General features: G+C 49.2%; 23 protein-coding genes and 1 tRNA gene. 14 read left to right on the top strand and 10 right to left on the bottom strand.

The genetic code is table 11. The annotated features are described in order from the left end of the window. Nucleotides 1–22 precede the first annotated feature (22 nt). From TREPR_RS15820 to TREPR_RS15785, 8 genes are all read left to right on the top strand, one after another. Nucleotides 23–955 (top strand): ABC transporter permease, encoded by a 933-nt coding sequence (locus TREPR_RS15820; protein WP_015709356.1) that lies wholly within the window; start codon nucleotides 23–25, stop codon nucleotides 953–955. A gap of 17 nt (nucleotides 956–972) precedes the next feature. Beyond that, nucleotides 973–1,986, top strand: coding sequence for an ABC transporter ATP-binding protein (locus TREPR_RS15815; RefSeq protein WP_041611759.1), 1,014 nt, complete (start codon nucleotides 973–975; stop codon nucleotides 1,984–1,986). Then, on the top strand, nucleotides 1,979–2,956 hold the full coding sequence (locus TREPR_RS15810) for an ABC transporter ATP-binding protein (RefSeq protein WP_015709354.1): 978 nt from the start codon (nucleotides 1,979–1,981) through the stop codon (nucleotides 2,954–2,956). Before TREPR_RS15815 ends, TREPR_RS15810 begins: the two co-directional genes overlap by 8 nt. Before the next feature lie 21 nt (nucleotides 2,957–2,977). Continuing rightward, nucleotides 2,978–4,222, top strand: a complete 1,245-nt coding sequence (locus tag TREPR_RS15805) for a radical SAM protein (RefSeq protein ID WP_015709353.1) — start codon at nucleotides 2,978–2,980, stop codon at nucleotides 4,220–4,222. Nucleotides 4,223–4,361: 139 nt separating this feature from the next. Then, nucleotides 4,362–5,618 carry a radical SAM protein gene (locus TREPR_RS15800; RefSeq protein ID WP_015709352.1) on the top strand — a complete coding sequence of 419 codons (1,257 nt, stop codon included), beginning with the start codon at nucleotides 4,362–4,364 and terminating at the stop codon, nucleotides 5,616–5,618. Between the two features lie 190 nt (nucleotides 5,619–5,808). Then, complete coding sequence (locus tag TREPR_RS15795; RefSeq protein ID WP_015709351.1) at nucleotides 5,809–7,005, top strand: radical SAM protein; 1,197 nt, start codon at nucleotides 5,809–5,811, stop codon at nucleotides 7,003–7,005. Between the two features lie 103 nt (nucleotides 7,006–7,108). Continuing rightward, the gene (locus tag TREPR_RS15790) at nucleotides 7,109–7,921 is read left to right on the top strand and encodes a phosphorylase family protein (protein ID WP_015709350.1); all 813 of its coding nucleotides are present in this window, start codon (nucleotides 7,109–7,111) and stop codon (nucleotides 7,919–7,921) included. A gap of 246 nt (nucleotides 7,922–8,167) precedes the next feature. Then, nucleotides 8,168–10,234: a cation:proton antiporter domain-containing protein gene (locus TREPR_RS15785; RefSeq protein WP_015709349.1), complete on the top strand. Its 2,067-nt coding sequence runs from the start codon at nucleotides 8,168–8,170 to the stop codon at nucleotides 10,232–10,234. Between the two features lie 19 nt (nucleotides 10,235–10,253). On the opposite strand, the gene holA is transcribed toward TREPR_RS15785, so the two are convergent. From holA to hprK, 6 genes are read right to left on the bottom strand one after another with little or no spacing between them, the layout of a single operon-like run. After that, nucleotides 10,254–11,222, bottom strand: a complete 969-nt coding sequence (gene holA, locus TREPR_RS15780) for a DNA polymerase III subunit delta (protein ID WP_015709348.1) — start codon at nucleotides 11,220–11,222, stop codon at nucleotides 10,254–10,256. Between the two features lie 7 nt (nucleotides 11,223–11,229). Continuing rightward, a complete protein-coding gene (lexA, locus tag TREPR_RS15775; RefSeq protein ID WP_015709347.1) occupies nucleotides 11,230–11,850 on the bottom strand; it encodes a transcriptional repressor LexA in 621 nt (206 codons plus the stop codon). Beyond that, the gene (locus TREPR_RS15770; RefSeq protein ID WP_015709346.1) at nucleotides 11,847–13,232 is read right to left on the bottom strand and encodes a sigma-54-dependent transcriptional regulator; all 1,386 of its coding nucleotides are present in this window, start codon (nucleotides 13,230–13,232) and stop codon (nucleotides 11,847–11,849) included. Before TREPR_RS15770 ends, lexA begins: the two co-directional genes overlap by 4 nt. After that, nucleotides 13,229–15,019 carry a sensor histidine kinase gene (locus TREPR_RS15765; RefSeq protein ID WP_245534842.1) on the bottom strand — a complete coding sequence of 597 codons (1,791 nt, stop codon included), beginning with the start codon at nucleotides 15,017–15,019 and terminating at the stop codon, nucleotides 13,229–13,231. Before TREPR_RS15765 ends, TREPR_RS15770 begins: the two co-directional genes overlap by 4 nt. A 19-nt stretch (nucleotides 15,020–15,038) precedes the next feature. Continuing rightward, entirely contained in the window at nucleotides 15,039–15,305 is a 267-nt protein-coding gene (locus TREPR_RS15760) for an HPr family phosphocarrier protein (RefSeq protein WP_015709344.1), read from the bottom strand. A 16-nt stretch (nucleotides 15,306–15,321) separates the two neighbouring features. Next, nucleotides 15,322–16,311 (bottom strand): HPr(Ser) kinase/phosphatase, encoded by a 990-nt coding sequence (hprK, locus tag TREPR_RS15755; protein ID WP_041611757.1) that lies wholly within the window; start codon nucleotides 16,309–16,311, stop codon nucleotides 15,322–15,324. 182 nt (nucleotides 16,312–16,493) lie between these two features. Between hprK and TREPR_RS15750 the strand changes: the two genes are divergently transcribed. Next, complete coding sequence (locus TREPR_RS15750; protein ID WP_015709342.1) at nucleotides 16,494–16,832, top strand: STAS domain-containing protein; 339 nt, start codon at nucleotides 16,494–16,496, stop codon at nucleotides 16,830–16,832. A gap of 23 nt (nucleotides 16,833–16,855) precedes the next feature. Further along, a complete protein-coding gene (locus TREPR_RS15745) occupies nucleotides 16,856–17,440 on the top strand; it encodes an ATP-binding protein (protein ID WP_015709341.1) in 585 nt (194 codons plus the stop codon). A 5-nt stretch (nucleotides 17,441–17,445) separates the two neighbouring features. Here the strand turns inward: TREPR_RS15745 and TREPR_RS15740 are convergent, their stop codons facing one another. Further along, nucleotides 17,446–18,678, bottom strand: coding sequence for a PilZ domain-containing protein (locus TREPR_RS15740; protein ID WP_015709340.1), 1,233 nt, complete (start codon nucleotides 18,676–18,678; stop codon nucleotides 17,446–17,448). Nucleotides 18,679–18,689: 11 nt separating this feature from the next. Further along, complete coding sequence (locus TREPR_RS15735) at nucleotides 18,690–19,289, bottom strand: hypothetical protein (RefSeq protein WP_041611254.1); 600 nt, start codon at nucleotides 19,287–19,289, stop codon at nucleotides 18,690–18,692. 83 nt (nucleotides 19,290–19,372) lie between these two features. Here TREPR_RS15735 and TREPR_RS15730 point away from each other — a divergent pair, with 83 nt between their 5' ends. Then, the gene (locus tag TREPR_RS15730; RefSeq protein ID WP_015709339.1) at nucleotides 19,373–20,656 is read left to right on the top strand and encodes an HD domain-containing protein; all 1,284 of its coding nucleotides are present in this window, start codon (nucleotides 19,373–19,375) and stop codon (nucleotides 20,654–20,656) included. 14 nt (nucleotides 20,657–20,670) lie between these two features. After that, entirely contained in the window at nucleotides 20,671–21,378 is a 708-nt protein-coding gene (locus TREPR_RS15725) for a late competence development ComFB family protein (RefSeq protein ID WP_015709338.1), read from the top strand. A 9-nt stretch (nucleotides 21,379–21,387) separates the two neighbouring features. Here TREPR_RS15725 and TREPR_RS18695 read toward each other — a convergent pair whose 3' ends face one another. Beyond that, a complete protein-coding gene (locus tag TREPR_RS18695) occupies nucleotides 21,388–21,528 on the bottom strand; it encodes a hypothetical protein (RefSeq protein WP_015709337.1) in 141 nt (46 codons plus the stop codon). A 147-nt stretch (nucleotides 21,529–21,675) separates the two neighbouring features. After that, nucleotides 21,676–21,748: transfer RNA gene (locus tag TREPR_RS15720), tRNA-Pro, on the bottom strand. 165 nt (nucleotides 21,749–21,913) lie between these two features. Between TREPR_RS15720 and TREPR_RS15715 the strand changes: the two genes are divergently transcribed. Further along, nucleotides 21,914–23,077 carry an FIST C-terminal domain-containing protein gene (locus TREPR_RS15715; RefSeq protein ID WP_015709336.1) on the top strand — a complete coding sequence of 388 codons (1,164 nt, stop codon included), beginning with the start codon at nucleotides 21,914–21,916 and terminating at the stop codon, nucleotides 23,075–23,077. Between the two features lie 47 nt (nucleotides 23,078–23,124). Next, on the top strand, nucleotides 23,125–24,819 hold the full coding sequence (locus tag TREPR_RS15710) for an ATP-binding protein (protein WP_015709335.1): 1,695 nt from the start codon (nucleotides 23,125–23,127) through the stop codon (nucleotides 24,817–24,819). Nucleotides 24,820–24,922: the final 103 nt, after the last annotated feature.

Below are 24,922 nucleotides of genomic sequence, written 5' to 3'. Positions count from 1 at the left end.
TACTAAAAGGAGTTGCCTAGTTATGCTAATTACGAGTGGTATTGTTCAAAAGAAAAGCATGATGGCTAATCAGCCTGATGTGCTGTCTGATTATCTAAGTGATCGCAAAATTTTATTACAGGAACAGCACAGGAATACTTTGCGGCGTATTTGGGGAAACAAAGGACTAATAGTGGGTATAATAATTGTCATTCTTTTTATACTCATTGCTATCTTCGGTCCCCGTTTTGCTAGATATTCTCCTTATGATGTAAATGTTCCTGAGCGAATCCAGGGACCGTCTGCAAAGCATTGGTTTGGTACTGATGGCATGGGGCGGGATGTATTTAGTCGGGTGGTATATGGGGCCAAGATATCTCTCACCGTTGGCCTGGGTGTGGGTATCATTTCTGGTTTAGCTGGATTAATCATCGGTTTGTACGCCAGCTATAATCAGGTTATGGATCAGCTTTTAATGCGCATCTGCGATGGCCTTAAAGCTATTCCTTCCATTTTGTTAGCAATCCTGATGATGTCTGTATTGGGGGCTGATATTAAAAATGTTATTATCAGTCTTGCTATTGTCCGTACTCCAAATATTGCCAGAGTTGCCCGTGCTGCGGCATTGGGGGTTCGGGAACAGACTTATATAGATGCAATGCATGTTTTGGGAGCCAAACCAGGAAGAATACTCTGGGGGCATATCGCTCCAAATATTCTGTCACCTATTCTGGTACAAATGACATTTGCCTTTGTGTCGGCCATACCCGCCGAGGCATCCTTAAGTTTTCTCGGCGCCGGCGTCCCACCACCTGAACCGAGCTGGGGGAGCATCCTTAGTGAAGGAAAGAACCTGATCTATAACGCATGGTGGATGATAGCCTTTCCTGGTTTATTTGCTGCAGTTTCCGTTCTTGGATTAAATCTGGTTGGCGAGGGAATGCGGGATATTTTGGATCCTCAGACCCGCAAGTAATGCGGGCAGAAATTGTTATGGAAAAACAAAAATTGAAACCAGCTAAGATTCTTGATGTACGGCAGCTTGCGACAACCTTTAATACCCAGGATGGTCCTGTCTGCGCAGTGGACGGAATTTCCTTCGAAGTATATGAAGGCGAAATCATGGGACTTGTTGGAGAATCCGGCTGCGGCAAAAGCGTTACGAGTCAGTCCATCCTTCGGCTGTATGATGAGCCGAAAGCCGTGAAATACAGCGGAGAGGTACTGTTCGGTGGACAAGATTTAATGAAGTTGTCGGAAAAGAAAGTACAGGCTATCAGGGGCAGGGATGTGGCTATGGTCTTTCAGGATGCTCTCAGTTCTCTTAATCCCTTGATGCCTGTGGGGCAGCAGATTATGGAACCCCTGGCGATACATCAAAGGATGAACAAAAAGGATGCCAAGAATGAAGCTATTGAAATACTCAGGCTTTTGGGTATACCGGCGCCGGAAAAACGGTTTTTCAGTTATCCTCACGAACTTTCAGGGGGTATGCGTCAACGGGTGATGATCGGTGTGGCCTTGGCTTGCAAGCCGAAACTGCTGATTGCCGATGAGCCTACCACTGCTCTGGATGTAACAATTCAGGCACAGATCATTGATCTGCTGGTAGAACTGAATCATAAATTTGGTATGGCAGTGATTTTGATCACCCATGATCTCGGCATAGTCGCAGAAACCTGCGACCGGGTAGTAGTGATGTACCTAGGGCAGGTTGTGGAAGAAGGAAATACCAAAGACATTTTCCATACTCCCCAGCACCCTTATACAGTAGGCCTGATGAATTCAGTGCCCCAAGTTATTGAGTCTGAACGAAAGCGGCTTAATGTGATACCCGGAATAGTACCTCCGTTAAATCAAATTCCTCCGGGATGTCGCTTTGCTCCCCGGTGCCAATTTGCTACCATGCTTTGTCATACCAAGCCCCCGGGAATTTTTTGCAATGATGAAAAACAAAAAGTCCGCTGCTGGCAATATTTATCCCCAGAGGCATTTGTCTATGGATAATCGGAATGTGGTATTGCAGGTAGATCAGTTAAAAACCTATTTCCCCATAAAAGGTGCATTAGGCCGTGTCCGTAATTATGTGAAGGCAGTGGATGATGTTTCCTTTTCCCTTTACAAAGGAGAAACCTATGGGCTCGTAGGTGAGACGGGTTGTGGTAAATCCACCCTGGGCCGAACAATTGTCCGGCTGGTTGAGGCTATTCATGGAACGGTTTTTTTTGAAAATCAGGATATCCTAAAACTTAGTTCCAAACAACTTTTCGCGCTGAGGCCGAAAATCCAGATGGTCTTTCAGGATCCTTATTCATCATTGAATCCGCGTAAGCGTGTTGGTGATATCTTGGCAGAGGTATTGGATATCCATAACATCGGGGCGAAAAATGAACGCTTGCAAATCGTTCTTGAAGTGATGAGTAAGGTCGGCCTCCGGTCTGAGCAGTACTTTCGCTATCCCAATGAATTTTCAGGCGGTCAACGGCAACGGATAGGACTTGCTCGGGCACTTTTACTGAAGCCTCAACTAATTATCTGTGATGAACCAGTCTCTGCATTAGACGTTTCCATTCGTTCTCAGATAATCAATTTGATGCAGGATATGCAGGAAGCTGAAAAACTGACTTATCTCTTTATCGCACATGATCTGAGCATTGTACGATATATCTCCAACCGGATAGGGGTAATGTATCTTGGGCATATCGTAGAAGAAGCGCTCAGTGAGGAACTCTTCAATAATCCTCTGCATCCTTATACCCAGGCCTTGCTGGCAGCTTCACCTTCCATGGATGTGGATCAACCCCATAAGCGGGAACGTTTGCAGGGGGAACTTCCTTCCCCTATTGATCCGCCTCCGGGTTGCCCTTTCCATACCCGCTGTATAAAGGCATCAGCTGCTTGCAGGGACTATACGCTGAAATTTCAGGATATGGGCAGGGAACATAAGGTTGCATGCCGACTTTATGGTGATTCGTAGAATTTTTAAAAGGAGGGCATTATGGCCTTAAAATTTTGGACCGCTGATGTGAGTGGTCTCAGCAGGACGCAGGTAAAGTCAAAACTCTGGGAAGAGCTTCGGCTTAAAGCGGATATCGGTACTAAAGGTATCACTATTTCAGAAGCGGCACTGAGTTCCTTGCACGGGAATGCCGAATTTAGCGGGCAGAAACTCGGAGGAGGGCGGAACCGCAAACTGCATACCGGTAAGGAGCTTCCTGCATGCATATATCTGCCCTATGGTCTCAAGGTGACTTTTAACTGGAATGAAGCCTCTCCTTATGTTATTGATATTGCGGGTGGTAAACAGGTCCTCACTTATGAAGGCAATACCTTTGGGGAAATTCAGTATGCCAAACAGCCCAAGTACCATGAACGTAAATCTTCTGACGGAGTGCCTTTGGGGCTTATTGGACGAGGTGATTTTTATGACCGTATTGTTGGTGTTACTTATAGTAACGAGTGCTGCTATATTGACAAGGATGAGGATTGCCTTTTTTGCAATATCAATTATAACAAGGACCTTTATTCAGAAAAATTCGGGCCTTATTGGCGGACTCCCAAGCAGGTCGCCGAGACGGTACAAGCCGCTTTTGAAGAAGGTGTAGCGGATCATGTGAATATTACTGGCGGAGTAATCGCCGAACGTCGGGAACTGGAATACTATATGGATACCGGTGAAGAAATCCGTAAAGCATTGAAAGTAGATGCCTTTAATGGAACAGCTGTTGCTACAGCGCCTACTGATTTCGGAAATATTGATAAATTGAAGGAAGCAGGCTTCCGTACTACTGCTATGAATCTGGAACTCTGGGATAAAGATTTTTATAAGGCAGTATGCCCGGGAAAAGCCAATAATTCCGGGGGATGGGAAAATTGGATAAATGCTCTGGAATATGCAGTGAAAGTTTTTGGTTGGGGCCGGGTACGTTCCAATTTTGTTGCAGGGATTGAGCCCATGCCAAAAACTTTGCAGGGTTTTGAATACCTCTGCGGGAAGGGGGTTGTTTGTTCTTTTAATATCTGGATGCCCAATGTGGGCTCAGCGTTTGAGGGACACCGGAGCCCAGAGACCGAATGGTATATAGATCTGGGAACAAAGCTTGCAGAGTTTTGGGGAAAGAATGGTTTTACCTTCGATAAAATACATGATGCCACCGCAGGCGATCATCGGCTACCCTCAGATATTTTCCGTATAGAGAATGAGGTTTTTGATATTTATGAGGCTGCTGGTAAAGCCGAATAAATAGTTTCAACTAGTATAGGAGTTCTTATCCCTAGGGAGGCGAAAGAACATATATAGTTACTATTATTCCTATACTAATTTTAAATTTTTAAAACACCGGCTATGCCGATGCGATTTTTGCATATCAAGGAGAAAAAAGATGGGCCAGAATGAAAAATACTGGACTGCGGATGTAAGCAGCCTTAGTAAGGAGCAGGTAAAGGCGAAATTATGGGAAGAGCTTCGCCTGAAAGCGGATATTGGAACCAAGGGCATTACAATTTCAGAGAACGCCCTTAATGCCATTCATCAGGATGAATCCTTCCGGGGGCAGAAACTTGGAGGTGGGCGGAATCGAAAGCTGTACAAGGGGAAGGATCTTCCGGGTTGTGTTTATCTACCCTACGGCCTTAAGGTTACATTTACTTGGAATGAGACTTCTTCCTATGTGGTTGAATTGGTTAATGGTAAACATACCCTCACTTACGAGGGCAAAAGTCTTGGGGAAATTCAGTATTCAAAAAAACTTCCCTATGACGGGCAAACTTCTTCCGATGGGGTTCCTCTTGATTTAATAGGCCATGCGGATTATTACGATCAACATGTAATTATATCGTACAGTAACGAGTGCTCCTATAAGGAACGGGATGAAGACTGCCTCTTTTGCAACATTAACTACAACAAGGATCTTTACACCGAAAAATTCGGTCCCTATTGGCGGACTCCTTTACAGGTTGCGGAAACTGTAAAAGCCGCCTTTGAACACGGAGTAGCAAATCACGCAACCTTGACTGGCGGAGTTGTCGCCGAGCGCCGGGAATTGGAATACTATGTCGACGCTGGTGAGGAAATTGCCAAAGCTCTAGGAGTGGAGACATTTAATGGTACCGCTACGGTGGCGGCTCCTACAGACTTTAGTAATATTCATAAACTTAAGGAAGCAGGATTCCGCACTACTGCGATGAATCTTGAATTGTGGGACAAAGTTTTTTACGAAGCTGTATGCCCGGGTAAGGCTCACGGAAGCGGTGGTTGGGATAATTGGGTAAAGGCCTTGGAATATGCCGTAGGTGTTTTCGGCTGGGGTCGGGTTCGTTCCAATTTTGTCGCCGGCATTGAGCCTATGCCCAGGACTCTTGAGGGTTTTGAGTATCTTTGTGGTAAAGGTGTTGTGTGCTCTTTTAATGTATGGGCGCCCAATGTGGGTTCCGCTTTTGAAGGCCACCGGAGTCCTGAGACCGAATGGTACATAGAAATTGCGACAAAACTTGCGGAGTTTTGGAAGAAAAATGGCTTTACCTTTGATCAGATCCATGATGCTACTGCCGGGGATTATCGACTACCTTCTGATATTTTCCGGATTGAAAATGAAGTTTTTGATATTTTTAAAGAAGCCGGCAAAGGCGCCGTCGCCTAAAATATTTATGATCACTGTAATTAAAAGCTGAGATGGGTGGGGCTCCTTATAGTGAGAGCTTTAAGTATCTTACTATAAGTGGCGGATTTATTCAGATTGAAGATGAGATTTTGCCGATATTCGACCGGAAGAAGGATGCAGTATAAAAACTGTATTTACAGTTTTAATATTATTTGTAAGGATGGATTAAATGAGTGACCTGAAAGAAACTTTGTATGAAGAGCTTAAGCTGAAGCTCGGGCTGATTGTTGACGGCGTTAGGCATGAGAAGGGTATCTTTGATCGTGTGCTTGATGGGAATAACGCGCTCAGAAGAAAGGTAAGCAGCTATTTTGAGGGAGGGCTTGCCCCTTATGCCTTCGTACTTCCCCACGGATTTCATGTTGGACTTGATTATCGTCAGGATTCTCCTTATGAAATTGTGGAAAAAAATGGAGTATTCAGTGTAACCTATTTAGGGAAATGGCAGGCTGATATAAGTTTTCCTACGCCTCCTTTGTTCTATTCAAAAACGACCAGCGACGGTGTCAGAATGAAGAACATTGGCAACGATAGTTCTTCCGGTAGTCCTGATAGATCGCTGGTTATTTCTTACAGTACCGAATGCGCCCTTACAGAAAAAGGGAAAGTTTGCCTGTTCTGCGGCATCGAACGGAATAGTAAACTGCTGGGAGAAGACAAATGCCCGGCTCTCAAGAATCCACGCCTTATTGCTGAAACGGTAAAGGCAGCATATGACGAAGGCTTTAAGCATATAACCCTTACCGGGGGCTTTGTTCCTGAACGGAGAGAATTGGAATACTACCTTGATGTGGGAGAAGCGCTCAGGGCAGAACTGGGAGTAGCTGATTTTTATGGCACCGCTTGTATCGGAGCCCCGGCAGATTTGTCAGTTATTGATAAATATAAAGAGACTGGATTTAGGACCATATCATTTAATACGGAAGTCTGGGGTAAGCAGTATTTTGAGATTGTAAATCCCGGAAAAGTGGAAATGTGCGGTGGCTATGATAACTTTATTAAAGCCATTGAACATGCTGTGGACGTATTCGGCAAGGGACGGGTACGGAGCAATTTTGTGGTGGGGCTCCAGCCTAAGAATGTGCTTTTTGAAGGACTCGAATACCTTACATCCATCGGTGTAGTTACGGTTGCTTCGAGTTTTCATCCCTGCATCGGTTCACATTTGGAAGGCCACCGATCGCCCTCAGTCGATTGGCATTGGGATGTACAGCTGCGTCATGCAGAGCTGCTCTCTAAAGCTGGCCGGACCTATGAAGAAATTTTCTATGCCACGCCAGGCAGGAATTTTTCTCATGAAATTTTCCAGATAGAAAACGGGGACCATCCTGCGTTCAGGCAGGCAGGAGAAAAACTGGCTGTATAAGTCGTTGTTCTTAAGGAATCAATAAAACGAATTAAAAAGAAAACTATACCGGTGGTGGATATCTCCGCCGGTATGGTTTATCAAAACAACAATGGAGAATGGAATGATATATCAACGTTTGTTCAAGGGGATTGAGCGCTTTGGGGCAACCAGGACAAGTATTGCCGAAATGGCCTTCAAATGCGAACCCGGTCGTATCACCGAAACAGTTATCCTCGCCCCTGTCTGGGAGCCGACAATATTTTCTGCACATACGGATTCAATTATTCCGATAGTTGAGAATAGTATTAGGAGATTGTATGAAATATCAGCCAATGGAGAAAAAATAACGTTTCTGCGCACTGGCCCGGGCGCACCTTCGGTGGCTCATGCGGTATTTGCCCTGAGCTGTACTCCCTGCAAGAATGTGATTTTTGCCGGATCTGTGGGCGGGCTTGTTGATGGGCAGGATGTGGGGGATATTGTTGTTCCTGAATATTCGGTCTGCGGAGAAGGCGCCAGCCGGTATATAACTGAAGGAAATCTTAAGGACAGTGATTGTTTCGGCGAAAAATACTATCCCAATCAGGATATTTATAAGAATCTTATTGCCGCAGCAAAAGTAGTGACATCAGGTAATAAAGCGGCTTTGCATATTGGCAAAACCTTCAGTGTGGATAATATATTTGCGGAATTCGCCCATCTTGAGGAGATACTTCAAATGGGTTGCGATAGTATTGAAATGGAAACCTCTCTCTTTTTTAAGGCAGCGGAAGTCTCCGGGCTAAAGGCAGGGGCTGTTTTTTTGATTTCGGATAATTCATTCGGTGGAAAAGCTATCTATACCGCCAGGGATCAGGCGGATAAGGATAGCCGGGAATTCTCACGGGACCATATTATACCCCGGATAATTCTTGAAACGGTAAAAAACACATAGTAGGCTTGAGAATAAAGCATTGTTTCATTCGTGGGGAAGGGGGTTAATGCCTTTTTAACCCCCGAGTCCAATTCCTTAAGAGAACAACAACCCCGCGGCAAGCTGCGGGGTTGTTGATTTTTCGCTTCTTGCCCTGGCTTGGGTTTCTTTTTAACCGAGGCCAAAGCGGTGTATTGAACCATTTTCAACTATACGCTAATCTCTTCTAAATATTTCAACGTTTTTCCTACATTTGAAGAGGTTTTCATGAATATAACTGAAATCATGTCTGAACTGGTTCTGCAATTAGGGATTATCATCTTTGCGGTCCGCCTGGGGGGCAGACTGGTCAAACGTGTCGGTATCCCCTCGGTGCTGGGGGAACTCCTGGCCGGGGTGGCTATCGGGCCCTATGCCCTGGGGGGGATATCATTGCCGGGCTTTGCCCAGGGGCTATTTCCCCTGGGGGAGGGTGCCCTGGCGGTAAGTTCGGAGCTCTACGCTTTTGCCACGGTGGCGTCGATTATTTTGCTTTTTGCCTCAGGGCTGGAAACAGATCTGGGGCTTTTTCTTAGGTATTCCCTGGCCGGCGGGGTCATCGGTATTGGGGGGGTGGTTTTCTCCTTTTCTCTGGGCGCTTTTACCGGGGTTTTCATGCTCCACGCTTCCTTTATGGATCCCCGGTGTCTTTTTCTGGGGGTTCTCTCTACCGCCACTTCCGTGGGTATCACCGCCCGGATCCTGTCGGACCATAAGCGGATGGATTCCCCCGAGGGGGTCACCATTTTGGCGGCGGCGGTCTTTGACGATGTGCTGGGAATTATTGCTCTGGCGGTGGTCTTGGGGATTGTGGCCCTCCTCACCGGGGGGCAGGGCGGCAGCCTGAACGGCGCCGCTATTTTGGGCATTGCGGGGAAGGCTTTTGGCATCTGGCTGGGCTTTACCGCTCTGGGGCTGATCTTTTCCAGAAAGATTGCCGGCTTTCTTAAACTGTTCAAGAGCACCTTTGATTTTTCCGTGCTAGCCCTTGGGATTGCCCTGCTGCTGGCGGGGGTCTTTGAAAAACAGGGGCTGGCCATGATTATCGGCGCTTATGTTACCGGGCTTTCCCTTTCTAAAACCGATATTGCTGCGGTGATCCAGGAACGGATCCATGGGCTTTACGAATTTTTTGTGCCCATCTTTTTCGCGGTCATGGGTATGATGGTAAACCTCAGAGAAATTGCCTCGCCCCCGGTGCTGATCTTCGGCGCCATCTATACCTTGGCGGCGGTCTTTTCCAAGGTGGCAGGCTGTGGCGGGCCGGCCCTTCTTTTGGGGTTTAATTTCCGGGGCGCCCTGCGGATCGGCGCTGGGATGGTGCCCCGGGGCGAAGTGGCCCTGATCATCGCCGGCATAGGACGGGCTTCCGGTGTCCTGGACGATCAGCTTTTTGGGGTGATCATCATCATGACCCTGATCACCACCCTGGCTGCGGCGCCCCTTTTGAGCGCTTCCCTGAAAATACCCGGCCCGGGGACCAGGAAACCTGTCAAGGGGGATGATTCGGCAGTTTCTGAATGGGAATTTTTCTCCGATGAGATCGCAGATTTAGTGGTAGACAACCTTCTCAGGGACCTCAAAGCCGAAGGCTTCTATGTTCAGATGATGAATATTGATGAGGGGCTCTCCCAGGCCAGGAAAGACGATATCAGTCTTTCTATCACTGAGGCGGAGAGTATGGTAACCATAGAAACTTCCGGTATGGATATGCCTTTTGTAAAGACTGCGGTGTACGAAGTAATACTGCGGCTCAGTGATACTATTCAGAAACTAAAGGATTCTTCGGACCCCGGCGCCATGAAAAAAGGGCTTTTGGATCCCGGCGGACGGACCAATGATGATGTGCTGTCCCTGATTCAGGCAGAATGTGTTTCCCTGGATCTTAAGGGAAACACCAAGGAAGAAATACTCACAGAAATGGTAGAGATTCTGCATTCCCAGGGAAAATTGGAGGATAGGGATCAGGTCCTGGAGGATGTGTCCCAGAGGGAAAAGACCATGAGTACGGGCATGCAAAATGGTATCGCCCTGCCTCATGCCAAGACCGAGGGGGTACGGGATATCTGTGTGGCCGTGGGTATCAAGAAACAGGGCGTGGACTTTGAATCCATGGACGGTCTGCCCTCCCGGCTTTTCATCATGGTGGTTTCCGCTAAAAAAACCACGGGTCCCCACATCCAGTTTCTGGCCTCAGTGGGTGCTGTACTGAACAACCCTGATGTCAGGGAAAAGATAATTGAAGCAAAAACCCGGGAAGATCTGGTAGCATTACTGCACGGGAAACTTCGTTGAAAGTAGCGAAAGGAAAGGTTTAGTTTGCCAGGCCGGTTATTTTGCAGAGATACAGATCCATCAACACCTCTGCAAATCCTGAACCGGTAGATCTGATGCGCATATCAAAGTCTGCGGTTAAGGCAAGGCATGCGTCGGCGCCGATAGTTCCGTAGCGGGGGCCGGCGGCGGCATAGTCTTTTCTTACCCTGGTAGAGGCCAGGCCGATTTTTCTGAATTCAAAATCATTAGGAGCGCCGTTTGCGGTGAGGGCGATATAGTCCCGGAGTTTCCTGAAGCACCATGCCATGACCCCTAAAATAGCCGTTGGCGTTTCTTTTGCGGCCAGGAGGGTGTGCAGTATTTCTGCGCTTCGGCTCAGGTCTCCTTCGGCGATGCGGGAAAAGAGGGTGAAGGCCGATTCTTCCCTGGTATGGGACAGCCATTTTTCTACCTCTGTTTCTCCCACAACTTCGTCCTTCCCCAAAAAGAGCATGAGCCGGGAACATTCCCGTCTGAGGCTGTCGGTGTTGTTTTCCACCAGTTCCAGGATGGCCTCTATGCCCTCGCTGTTGATCCGGTAGCCCTCACGGCGGAAAAAATTTGCCACCCATTCTGTCTTTTTATTTTCAAAGAGTTCCCAGAAGATCCGTTTCCCCTCCTTGCTCACCACTTTTTCCAGGGCCTTGTCCAAGCTGGTGTTGTCAGAGATGAGGATAAGAGTGGTATCTTCCTGAGGGGCGGCCATGTAAGAACCCAGAAGTTCCAAATCGTCCTTCTTTTTAAGGAGTTCGGCGTTTTTGATAAAGAAAAGCTGGGCGTCGAAAAAAAGAGAGCCGTTGCGCAGTACCGAGACCATCTCGTTTACTGCGGTTTCCCCCACATAGAAGGAACCCTCCTCTGGGGGGGCGCCGTACTGTTTTTGCAAATTCTTTCGTATAAGTTCAATAGCATCCTGCTTTTCCCCGAATTCGGGGCCCAGGAACAGAAGGCAGTTTCCTTTGGCCATTTCAGTCTCAGTAGGAACGGATGATGTGAGCCAGACGCCCCAGGATACGGGCATTCTGGGTAAAAATGGGTTTGTATTTAGGATTTTCCGGTTCCAGCCGGATCCGGTTGCTTTCTTTGAAGAACCGTTTCAGGGTTACCGCCTCATCCACCAGGGCTACTACGATTTCCTGATTTTCCGCAGATTCCCGCTTTTCAATCACCGCTATATCCCCGTCCATAATGCCCGCCCCAATCATGGAATCTCCCCGGACCGTGAGGGCAAAGTGGTCGGCGTTTCTTTTGAGCAACGAGTGGTGAATGGGGATGGTCCCCTCCCAGTTTTCCTCAGAAAGTATGGGCCGTCCAGCGGCAACGGTTCCCAAAAGGGGCACCTCCAGGATCTGCTTGAATTTAACTCCCGGATTGGTATCCGGATCGTCCTTTATTATTTCTAAGGTTCTGGAACGTTTATCTCCCAGCCGGAGGAAGCCCTTTTTCCGCAGGGCCTCCACATGATCGTAGGCCCCTTTCACGGAGATGGAAAAATACTCCCCAATTTCCCGCATGGTAGGCGGAAAGGCATGGTCTTTAATGTATCCAGTAATAAAATCCAGTACATTTCTTTGCTTCTGGGTAAGCTCTTTCATCGTTCTGTCCTTAATCCGTATTTTCGTATTTTTGCATGGAGATTACTTGGATAAACACCGATGGCCTCGGCGGTTCGGGAAATGATGCCGCCGTTTTGAGCAAGCTGGTACTCCAAATAGTTCTTTTCAAATACTTCTTTGGCTTCTGTATAATCAAGTTTAAATATATCCAGTGGCAATTGGTTTTGTAAAGTGTCCCCCCCGGATTTTTCCGGATTTTTTTCTGCCCCGGGGTTTTTTTTGAGCATATCCTGGAGCACCCCGGTTTTGATTTTTTCCCCATTGCAGAGTACAGCAATTCGCTCCGCCAGGTTTTTAAGTTCCCGCACATTCCCAGGCCATGGGTGGGCCAGAAGCATATCCCGGGCTCCGTCTTCCATTTCCGGCCATTCCACCCCCAGCTCTCCCAGAAAGTGGCGGAGCAGCAGGAGTATGTCCCCGGGCCGCTCCCGGAGTGGGGGCATATTGATGGGGATCACGTTGAGCCGGAAGAAGAGGTCCTGCCGGAAGCGGCCCCGCGCGCATTCTTCCTCCAGGTTTTTATTGGTGGCCGCCAGGATACGCACATCCGTATCAATGGTTTTTTCACCCCCCACCCGCTCAAGTTTCTGTTCCTGGATGACCCGCAGGACCTTGGCCTGGGCTGCCAGGCTCATATCCCCAATCTCGTCCAGGAAAAGGGTCCCCTGGTAGGCCAGTTCGAAGCGGCCCTTGCGGCTTGCGACCGCATCGGTAAAGGCCCCCTTTTCATGGCCGAAGAGTTCGCTTTCGATGAGGGTTTCCGGAATGGCCGCGCAGTTCACTTCCACAAAAGCCTTGCCCGCCCGGGAGGAAAGCCGGTGCACCGCCCGGGCCACCAGTTCCTTGCCCGTGCCGTTTTCCCCGGTGATCAGGATCCGGGCGTCGCTGATAGCGGCCTGTTTGATCAGTTCCCGAACCCGGGCTATGGGTTCACTGGCGCCGATGATATCATCGCTGTTCAGGATATTTTTTCGCAGGTCCGTATTTTCTTCTCTGAGTTTTTGCAGTGCCAGGGCGTTACGGCAAACCGTAAGCACCTTGTCCAGGGACAGGGGCTTTTCCAGAAAATCAAAGGCCCCTAGTTTTACTGCCCGGACTGCCATGTCCACATTGGCGTGCCCGGAAATGATCACCACCTCTATCCCGGGCCATTTTTTATGGATCCGGTCCAGGGCTTCAAGGCCCCCCAGGCGGGGCAGCAGCACATCAAGAAAAATCAGGTTCACCGGTTCCTGTTCCAGAAAGTCCATCCCCATGATAGCGTCCTCCGAAGTATGCACAAGGTAGTGTTCATCTTCCAATATGGAGGCAAGGGTTTTCCGTATCCCCGGTTCATCATCAATGATTAGTATTTTTGTCATTGCTTATCCTGATTTTCGCCGTTGTCCGGAGCGCCCTCAAGGGGCAGCGGCTCTTCATCCAGGGGCAGGTCTATAAAAAAGGTAGTCCCCACCCCTACTGCCGAATTAAACCAGATGGTCCCCCCGTGATCATTCACTATCCGTTCTATAATGGGAAGCCCCAGGCCGGTGCCGGATTCCTTGGTGGTAAAATAGGGGGTAAAGACATCAGGCCGGTCCTGTTCTTCAATACCCTTCCCGGTATCCCTGATACTCAGTCTACAATACCGGCTCTCCCGCTTTTTTACAAGGTCGGTCCGTATCTCCAGCCGGCCCTGGTTGTTCATGGCATCAATGCCGTTGATGATCAGGTTGGTCAGTATCTGGGAAAGGTAGCGTTTTTCCATTTTTACCGAAATATTCGCTCCCACATGCTCAATGTCAAATAACACCTCCGGGTAGCTGCCCCGGTAAATTTCTATGTTTTCTTCAATCTGTTCCCGTATCATGGTCTGGCTTCGGGACAGTTCTGTAGGCCGGGAGAGGGTACGGAATTCGGTAAGCATGGTGGAGAGGCCTTCCACCTCCTGTATGATGGCCAGCATGGAGCTTTCCAGTATTTCCCCGGTCTCTTCAGGCTTGGTCCGCCAGCGGCGGAGCACCCGTTCTGCGGATAATTTGATCGGTGTCAGGGGGTTTTTTATCTCATGGGCCAGTTGCTGAGCCATGCTCTGCCAGACCGAAATTTTCTCCGCCTTGAGCAGGGCGGTTTGGGATTTTTCCAGATTTTGTACCATGGCGTTGAAGGAACTAATCAGCCGCCCCAGCTCGTCATCCGGGCGGGAGACGATCTGGATGGAAAAATCCCCCTCCGCGACCCGGGAAGTAGCCTCCGCCAGTTCCACAATGGGCGCCGTAATCTTCCGGGAAAAGGAAAGGGTGATAATGATCGTCATGAGCAGGGTGGGGAAAAGAAAGACCCCGTAATAGTAGACAACCAGGGGTTTTACATTCAGCTCAAGGGAATTGATAACCTCGAACCGGGCCCGTTCCTCCTCTATGTCCGCTATGGCAGCGTCAAACCCTTCTCCCAGATGATAGCTGAGTACCCGTACCAGGTCCTTGCTTGGGAGTACATACCGGATCGTGTCTGTATCCCGGGGAAGTTCCCGGGATATAAAGCCCTGTTGATTACCCGGAAGAGTTTTGATTTCCTGGGTTTCGTCCCCCAAAAAAGCCCGGCTGATCCAGTTGCCGTTTTCATCCGGAGAGAAGTCCTGGATAGCCCGGAGCCCCTCGGGAAAGTCCTGCACGGACAGTTTCGTTTGGCTGGTCCTAGAGATGTTAAAATCACTGCTCAGGGAAAGTTTTTCAAACCGCTCCAGGTTTATGGTGTAATTTTCCAGGGCCAAATTCCGGGCATACTGGAGGGTATCACTGATATTAATGGAACGCCAGAACCGTACCAACTCATAGACCGACTGGACGGTTATGATGGTTACCGGCGCTGCGGAAAGTATCACGGCGATGATAAAGTAGCTGATCAGCCGGGCTTGGAATTTGCTGCCCAGCCGGCGCTGTACCATATCCCAGATAAGGCGTACCAGGGAGAAAGCCAGGAATACCAGCAGCACCACCGGGACGGTGAAAAACACGATACGGTTCAATAAATCCGGAACGCTGCCGTCCTGGAGAGTTTCTATGAAGAAGGTATGGGAAAAGAGAACCGTGAGTATACAGAGCAGAACATAGAGTAGAATTAAAACCCGGACATTAATAATAGAATATTTTGGACGAGTCCGGACCATTTTCACTGGATAGGAGCCCTCATTCCTCTTCGAATTTTTGGTCGAATAGCTTTACCATGGCTTCCAGGGCCGCCTGCTCATCCTCCCCTTCGGTGATAACCTTAATTTCGGTACCGTAGGAAGCGCCCAGGGTAAGGATGCCCATGATGGACTTGCCGTTAATACGGTCGTTTCCCTTTTCCAAATAGATGTTAGACTTAAAGTCCTTGGCAGTCTGCACCAGCATAGCCGATGGACGGGCATGGATTCCGGCTCTGTTCTGAATTGTCACCATTTGTTCAACCATTAATTATTTCTCTCTGTTATATAATATCATCCTGCCCGAAATACACCGAGCGGGTAGCATCACTTTCAATCCATTTTAGAATATTCTGATTGAATTCCCTGGCCGAATTGTACCCCATTTTCTTAAGCCGTTCATTCATAGCGGCGGTTTCTATAATAATGGGAATATTCCGCCCGGGTTTTACGGGAATTTCCAATTTGGGGATACTGACCCCCAGAAATTCGGCAAATTTTTCTTCCATACCCAGACGGTCATACATCTTGGAAGAATCCCACTCCTCCAATTTAACCACCAACTGTATCCGTTTCTGGTCCCGGATAGCCCGAACCCCAAAAAGGTGGGTAATATTGATAATCCCCAAGCCCCGGATCTCCATGTGGTGACCGATAATCTTATTCGCCCCGGCGCCGATGAGGGTATTGCCGTTTACGCAGAGTATTTCCACCACATCATCCGCCACCAGCCGGTGTCCCCGTTCTATCAGCTCCAGGGCGGTTTCGCTCTTCCCAACCCCGGAATCCCCCAGGATGAGGATCCCCAGGCCGTATACCTCCACCAACACCCCATGAACGCTCTGCCTGGGGGCGAACACATTAGAGAGTATCCGCATGAGCCGGGAAGAAAAATCTGCGGTTTCCAGGTCTGTTTGAAGCACCGGGCACTCCGCCGCTTCGGCGGCCTCGAAGAAAGTCCTGGTGGGGGTAAGATTATAGGTAAAAATGCAGCAGGGGATGATATAGGTGAACATCTGCCTGATCGTGTCCTGGTTGCCCTCGGCTTCCAGCTTGTTCAGGTAGGCCACCTCTCCCCGCCCGAACAATTGGATACGCTGGTGGGCAAAAATATTGTAAAAGCCGGAAATAGCCAAGCCGGGGTGGTTTAAATCCGGGCTGGCTATTTCCCGGGAAAGCCCTTTACGGCCCCCAATACAGTGCAGGTTGAGAGAGTTATGTTCCTTCAGATCTATATCAATAAGATCCAAAACGGTAAACTGCTTTTCCGCCATAGGGATATCATAGAACAAGGGAAACCCTCTGACAAGGCCGATAAAAGTGGCATACTATACCCTTTAAATTAACTTGTTGACAATCCCCTCTAATGCTATTACACTAATACCTATAAATTTGGGTTTTCTTTTGCCATTTCATGTGGCTATTTCAGGAAAGCTTGTTTTTATATAGGAATTGTATGGAACTAAGGATACGGAAGAACCAGGAAATATACATCATTGATGTTCAGGGAGAGCTGGATCTGTATAATTCGTATAAACTCAAGGATTTGCTGGTGAAGATGCTGGAGAAAAAGATCGAGCGCTTTATCATAAACCTTGACGAAGTTGAGTATATCGATTCCAGTGGCATCGGCGCCCTCATCTATATAGCCTCCACTATTAAAAAATTAAATCTTAAGCTTGCTATAACCAATATTCACGGCTCAGTTAAAAAGGTAATCGAATTGACAAAATTGATGGGGTACTTCCCTATTACGGCGACCTTGGACGAGGCTATGAAGAAAGTCAATGTCTAGGGAACTGCAAAGAGGGTTTAGGTATGAAAGAAAATTTCGAGATAGAAATAGACGGTTCTTCGCCCTTATTTGATAAGACCGGAATGGACTATAGGGAATTTCCCTCTGATTTTACTCGGATCAGGCATTATACCATGGAGCTGATTCGGACTGCCCCCTCAGGAATACGGGGATTTAACCTTCTGGAACAGCAGATATCGGAGATCATTAAAAATGCCGTAAAACATGGCAATAATAATGATCCCAATAAAATAGTAAGAATATGGTATAAGCTTACCCTTGAAACGGCCCATCTTATCGTCGAGGACCAGGGGGAGGGCTTCAAAGACCTGGAAAAGTGGAATGTCTTTAATCGGAAACGTCTCCAATGTATCAATGAACAGCAGGCTGACCACCTGGGGGACTATGTCTCTTTCAGAGGAGCCAACAGCGACAACTTTGACGGGGGAAACGCCCTGTTTGCTGCGGTGGAATACTGGAACCTCGGCATGGTTTTTAACGAAAAACGAAACGCCGTTGCCATAAAGCGGCGTTTCAATGTTAGTAAGGATACTTCTGTAGAAGATGTCTTGTCAGATATTACGCCCTGGGATGTGGACCGTTTCTGAAACCCCTAAACATGGCCAGTGAGGAAAGATGCGTCCGCATCGGTAAAGGGCTTTCCGTAAATGTACTCAAAGAGAAACCGTATATCCTCCGGGGCTATATCCAGGAACTGGCAGCCGAAGTAGTTGGCGCTGGCGTCCTTAAACCGCCGTACTATGTGGGCAGTGGCGTTGACCGTCCTTTTGGGGGCGGTCAGTTTAACCGAAAGCTCACTATCCGGTAGCAGGGCGGCAGCCAGATCCGAATGGGGGTAGGCGAAGAGCAGCCCCGATGCGCTGATATCGATAACATTCCCCGCAAAGGGTTCATTTTTGATTTTCCCCGATTCAAAATAGCCATTGATCTTCAGGGAGAAAGCTAAAATCCGGGCGAACTGGTAGACGGTCTCAATAATATCGTAATTCAGGGGGGCAAGCCCTTCCTTGCTAATCCAGATGTGGATATACCCAATCACATATTCCTGAAAGATGATGGGAACCCAAAGGTCCGAATAGATGCCACTGTCAAATTTGGAGCGGATGAACCGGGCAGCGGCGTCATCCAGAAACTTCTGTCCTACCCCGGTACTTTCCAGATAGCGTTTCAGCATATCGTCGGTAATCAGCCGTTTTTTGGGGAGGGGGTCCGTGTGGGGCAGGGAGCCCAGGGTGGAGGCCAGAAATAAGGTCTTGCCGGTTTCTGCCAGGATTTTTTCTTCCGCCGTGTTGGGATGCACATCCTTAAAAATGATCATTTTGTAGCCACTGGCAAAACCTTTGACCCACTCTGCCAGTTGATCGATGAGTCCCGAGAGGTTGTGGGGGTCCAGGTTTTTCATAAATTCGGCAATTTCCCCGGTTTCGTATTCGGGTATTTTAGGGAAGGAAAGGGAATACCGGTCTCCCCGGAAAGTAAACTGGATCTGTAGATCCGGGGGGGTGACCACCCGGGAATGGGAGCGGGCCAGGTTTTTATACATAAATTCCGGGGTTGCAGCGGTGATGTGGTTATCCCGGAGGGTCCTCACTTCCAGGGAAAAGGTTATGACCTGCCCATGGTGCTCAAACATCAGATCCATTTTTTTCCGGGGTTTCAGCCCCGGTATGGGGCGATCCGACTGGAGCTGAATTTCATCCTTGGCAGGCCGCTCAACACGCAGCACATATTCGGTACGGTTCCGTAAAAAAATGATAGGAAGCTGTTCGTCATACAGTACTTTGAGAAAAAAATCCTTTTCAATACGCTTAATCGGTGTTGCCATACCCCTCCAGGCTAAAAGAATCGTTCATAGGGAGAGAAATCAAACTTGTAGCTGTTTCCTCCCTCAGAAATATTCCGTGCTTCCTCTACAATAATATCTTCAATTTTCCAGGTACTTTCATTGAGCCTGAGGTACAGTTCCCCCGCCAAGCTCTGATCTCTTCCAATAAAACGAAACAGAAAGGATGTGCTGCCATCCGGCTCTTCCCGGCCGCCCCCAATGCGGTAGCGCTGGGACCCCAGGGGCTCCAGGCCGGCGAACAATTCCTCGAGCATGCCGGGATCAATCCCCCCAAGGAGGGCCGATTCCCGATTCCCCGAAAGAACCCCCTGCAGCAGATTCCGGGCCAAGCGCCAAGCGCCATCAGGGGCAGTCCCCTGGCCCAGTTCCCCGATGACCAAATCCCGGGGGTAGCGGGGCGACTCTCCCCCCCGCTGGGGCAGCCGTAGGGCTTCCGGTACAGGTCCCTGATTAAAAGCCTGCTCTTCCTCCAGGGCAAGCGGTTCCGCTAAATCTGCAGAACTGCCGAATTCCTGGCCGGGTAACAAAAAGGCAGCGGAACAGGTAAATACCACCGTCCCTATTAAAACCTTCCAGGATTTAATTGCCATTCCCATAATGCTATATTCTAGCGCGAATGGAAAGAAAGATCAAAGGGATGGACAGGAATCACCTGCACGGGTAGTATTTTATCATGGGTCAGGATGTGTATGCCGCGCTTCGGGATGGGTTTACGGATCCCATCAGGGATGTACTGTGGGGGCATATATATCTTACCCCGGAACTGGCGGCGCTGACTAAATCGGCGCCCTTTATGCGGCTCTACCGGATATTTCAGCTTGGCCCTGCCTATGCGGTCTATCCCGGGGCCACCCATACCAGGGCTGCTCATTCCATCGGGGTTTACCATTTGGCCCGGCGTCTTCTTTTAAACCTGGCAAACCGGGGCGCCGAATCCTGGCTGAGTCCGGTCGGGGCAGTTTCTTTTCTCTGCGCCGCATTGCTCCACGATCTGGGCCATTTTCCCTACACCCATTCACTTAAGGAACTGCCCCTGCGCCGCCATGAAGAACTTACCGCGGAGATTATACTCAGTGAGCCGGTAAAGTCTTTGGTAGCCCGTGCCGGAGGCGACCCTGCTCTGAGCGCCGCCATTGTGGACACCGGGCTTCCCGTGGGCAGTGAAAAGGAACCGGTTTTTTACCGTAAGCTCCTTTCCGGGGTCCTGGACCCGGATAAACTGGACTATTTGAACCGGGATGCCCGGTACTGCGGGGTTCCCTACGGCGCCCAGGATGTAGATTTTATTCTGAGCCGCCTCTATCCCCATCAGGAACAGGGAGTAACCATCGATAGCAAGGGAATTCCCAGCGTGGAATCCATCCTTTTTTCAAAATACCTGATGTACCGGGCAGTTTACTGGCACCCTATAGTACGTTCTGCCACAGGGATGGTAAAAAAAGCCCTTCTGGCCGGGCTTGAAGAGGGGATCATCCGGGCGGAGGAGCTCTACGGCCTGGATGACGCCGGTTTGTTTGCCCTCCTGGCCAGCCGGCCCCACCCCCTGTTTCGCCTAGTCGAGCAGGTCCGGATAGGGCGGTTTTACGGGGCGGTGGCAGAATTTCCCTTTAACGGGGCGGATCACCGGGATTTGCTGGATATAAGCCGCCGTTCCCGGTACGAGGAAGCCCTGGCGACAGAGCTTTCCGAAGCCTTAGGGGAGACCCTGCGCCCCGAGGATGTACTTATTGATGTGCCTGAGCCCATTTCTTTTGAGACCGGCCTCTATGTCAGCGATGAGGGCTGTTACTTTTCCGAAAGTTCCAGCGTTTTTAATGCCGGATCCGTGGAAAGTTTTGTAAAATCTTTGCGAATTATACGGATATTTGTGGATCCTGAGCATGAAAACAGGGTAAAATCATGCTCGAAGCTTAACGAGATATTGCATATACGCAAAAAATGGTTAAATTTGATGTAACCGGGAGGTTCGTAATGGAGATACATAATACCACAGAGGATATTGTTTTTACGACGATAGATGAGATTTGCGCTTCCATTGAAAGCAAGGGCAATCCGGACAAGCTCTGCCTCTGCGAAAGGTGTCGGACCGATGTGGCTTGCTTTGTCCTGAACCGTGTGCCCCCCTATTATATTATTTCCAACCGGGGCGCCGCCCGGATTGAACAGGAAACCATCAAAAAGCAGCAAAGCGCGGCGGACACCGCGACCCTGGTTTTTGAGGCCTTCAAAAGGGTCAGTCACAACCAGCGGCCCAATTCCAACCATTCCCAGCCGGAGGCCAAGACCAAGGACCTTCCGGCCTTTAATATTCCAACCATTGTGGGCAGGGTCTTTAATGGCATCAATTTTTCACCCATGGCTAATGTAAGCGTGGAATTATGGCGGGATGGGATCCTGGTGCCCATGAAAGACCAGGGCTGGCAGAACCCCTATAGCCTGGTGGCGAACACCCAGGGGACTTTTACCTTCTGGCCTGAATCTATCCCGGCGGATACGGCTGATATCCGTAAACCCTTTGAATACTCCATACGGATTGAAAGCGAAGGCCTGGAAACCCTGAACCATTTTTTCCAGGTTCCGGTGGTCAGCGAATCCCGTTCTGCGGGTTCCTTCTCCATGGGCCGGACTTTCAAGCTCCCTGACCTCTACATGTTCCCCCCCGGGGGCGATGACGATTAGGGCTCCGCTTTAACTTTTTTCGGAGAGGGGGGATTCGGGGTTCCGTCGCAAACCTTCCAGCCCTACGCATCCTGCTACGGGCTTCCAGGCCGGGGTGTTCGCTTCCAGCGCCATCCATGGCGCTTTTCCCTCCCGTTGGTCGGCGCTCACACCCACTCACCCCTTTGGGGTTCGTCCTGTTTGCTCCTCCACCCCCGGCTACGCCACCTGTCGGCGCCATCCATGGCGCCTTTTCCTCCCGTTGGTCGGCGGTGGCTCCGCTTCGAATCCCCCTGTTTTTTGGTGGTTTTAATTTTTTCGGAGAGGGGGGATTCGAACCCCCGACAGCCAGTTCCCAAAACTGGCGGCTTAACCACTAGCCAACCCTCCGCTGTGAATCCTTACTATAAGCGAATCCTCAATGATGGTCAATTATACTTCCTAATTATAATGCCGGATAGTTGTGGGATGGTGGTGTGCAAATTTTTTGTTTTATATTATAATTGTTCTTAGGGAAAAACGATTTTTCAATATTTAGTAAATATGGCGGTGACAGATGATAAAAACATTGACGGCTTATACAAATGAGATAGATGACGTTGAAAAGGCGCTTGGTGAAATCTTTGATCAGCTGGATCTTGGTAAAAACCTCCTGAAAAATTCCATAGGGATCATCTCATGTTTTGCGGACTTTCTTAATTCCGGGGTGGTAAAGGCACTGGTCGGGAAACTTCCTTTTGATCTGGTCGGCGCTACAACCCTGGGGGGGTCCACCGGCGGGAATTTGGGTGAAACCATCCTAATCCTCACGGTGCTGACCGGGGATGAGGTGGAATTTGTCACTGGTATTACGGACCCCATTTTGGAGGAGGATGAAGGCCTGTTCCGCAGGGCCTACGAAAAAGCCGCCGGGAGCCGCAAAGATAAGCCGGCCTTGATGCTCAGTTTTGCCCCCCTTTTGCGGAACGTGAGCTGTGACTATATGGTAAACACCTTCACTGCCATAAGCGGCAATGTTCCCAATTTCGGCACCCAGGCGGTGGATCATAACAGCGATTATCACGCATCCCAAACCATCCTGAATGGGGATGCTTTCCCTGAGCGCTATGTATTTGTCCTGGTATACGGCCCCCTGAACCCTTCGTTTATTATTGGGGGTATTTCCGAGGAGCGGGTATTCCCTGAAAAGGGGCTGATTACCGCTTCCCAGGGTAATCAGCTGCAAACGGTTAACGGCCTGTCGGTGATCGACTATTTGGTGAGCCTGGGACTTTCAAAAGATGAGAATGGTTCCATTGTGGGGATCAATTCTTTCCCCTTTGTTTTGGATTATAAGGACGGCGCTCAGCCGGTTATCCGGGTGATGTTTGCAATTACCCCGGATGGTTATGCAGTGTGCGGCGGCAACATGCCCGTGGGCGCTATCCTGGGAGTGGGAACCATCAGTGCCGAGGAAGTAATAGCCACCACCGAGCGGGCGCTGAAAGGTGCCCTCCAGGGGGGGAAGAAAAACGGTATGCTGATCTTTTCCTGCATAGGACGGTTTTTTGCCCAGGGGTTCAACCCCACTGCAGAAATGGAAAAGGTTCAGGAAGTGATCAATAACGGGGTCCCCTTTCACCTGGGCTATTCAGGCGGAGAAATATGCCCGGTTTACGGAAAGGACGGGAGCATCATTAATCGCAATCACAATGATACTATTGTAATCTGTGTTTTTTAGTTGTCATAGAAAAGTTGTCAAACAGAGAAAGGAATGGATGAGAATTAATGGTTGATGATGAGGATACGCCCCTGGGGGCGGAACTGAAAAAAGTCCAGTTGGAAGTAAAAAAACTTACCCGGGAACTTAATTTGGCAAACACGGTAATTGCGAGGAACAAGATCGCTGCGGAAGCCAAAGACAATCTGAGTAAAATAATTTCAGAGAAAAAATCAGCCCTTGAAAAATACATGAATTTGCTGCTCGAAAACTGTCCCGACATTATTTTGCTCTTTGATCAGGAGGGGAAGATAGTTTACTGTACCGAGGCGTTCCTTAAATGCAGCCATATTCCCGCCTTCGGTATTATTAACGGTTCTTCATACCGGGATATTTTAGCCGATGTTAGCTCCCCTGCTCTGTTAGACCGGATCGACGCTATCTACGGGTCTTCTGTCGCGGGTGATCCAATAATCACCAACGAGGTTATTGACTTTAGCCGGGACGGCAATCCCCGGGATTACAGTATTCAGATAACCCCCATGCTGGTGGAAGGGGGCATTTCCATGGGGGCCATGGTTTTGTTCTACGATACCACGGAAATTTTGGTTGCCCAAAGGGAAGCCGAAAACGCCAATAAGGCCAAGTCAGACTTTCTTGCCACGGTGTCCCATGAGATACGCACCCCCATGAACGCCATCATCGGTATTTCCAATATATTGAAAAGCACCGATTTGACAGGTGAGCAGCAAAATTATCTCAAGAGCATTCAGAATTCTTCCCAGGTGCTGCTTACCCTGATCAATGATATTCTTGACTTCTCAAAAATCGAAGCAGGTAAACTGGAACTCATCCCTGATTTTTTCAGCCTGACAGGATTGCTGTCGCGCCTTAATACCATGTTTGAAATGATGTTTACGGAAAAAAGACTGGGCTTCAGCTGCGATTTCAGTGAGACCCTGCCTGGGGTGGTTTTTGGGGATGAAAAGCGGATAGGCCAGGTATTAACCAATATCCTCAATAACGCCTTAAAGTATACCAATTCAGGCTGGGTTAAATTCCGGGCGGCACCTGACGGGGATGGGATTTTTGCTTTTGCTGTGGAGGATACGGGCATAGGCATCCGGGAAGAGGCGATCCCCCGTTTGTTCACCGCCTTTGAGCAACTGGACCAGGTGAGGAATAAGAACGTGGTCGGTACCGGCCTGGGGCTGGCGATTACCAAGCGTCTCTGCACCATGATGAACGGTTCCATCGACATAAAAAGTGTTTATGGCGAAGGATCGGTTTTTACCATCCGCTTGCCCCTCAAGCCGGGTACCGCAGCTGATCTCCCTCAGCAGAATGTCCCGCTTATCAATTTTACTGCTCCTGATGCTCGGGTGCTCCTGGTAGATGACATCGAAATCAATTTGGAAGTTGCAGAATATTTGCTTGGTACCTTTGGAATCAAACCGGATACGGCAAAAAGCGGCCGGGAAGCGGTAGCCCTGGCAGGAGAAAAGCGTTACGACTTGATTCTGATGGATCACATGATGCCGGAAATGGATGGCATTGAGGCTACAAGGATCATCCGAATCACGGAAGGACCGAACGCCCTTGTATCTATCATAGCTCTGACCGCTAATGCCGTAAGCGGCGCCAAGGAAATGTTTCTGGCAAATGGGTTCTCCGGCTTCCTCTCCAAGCCCATGGATAGTTTATCCCTGACAGAGGGGCTTCTGCGCTGGCTGCCGGAAAATCTTATCTGCAAGCAGGAGTAATGGTACTGTAATGGGAATCAGAAAATGATAATCCTACGATAGATTGTATTTTGTATCGAATTTGGGGGGTGAACAAAGGAGCTCGGAGTTGGTATACTGGGGG

The sequence above is a fragment of the Treponema primitia ZAS-2 genome, from assembly GCF_000214375.1.
GTDB lineage: Bacteria > Spirochaetota > Spirochaetia > Treponematales > Breznakiellaceae > Termitinema > Termitinema primitia.
This window is presented reverse-complemented; position numbering and strand designations above follow the sequence as displayed.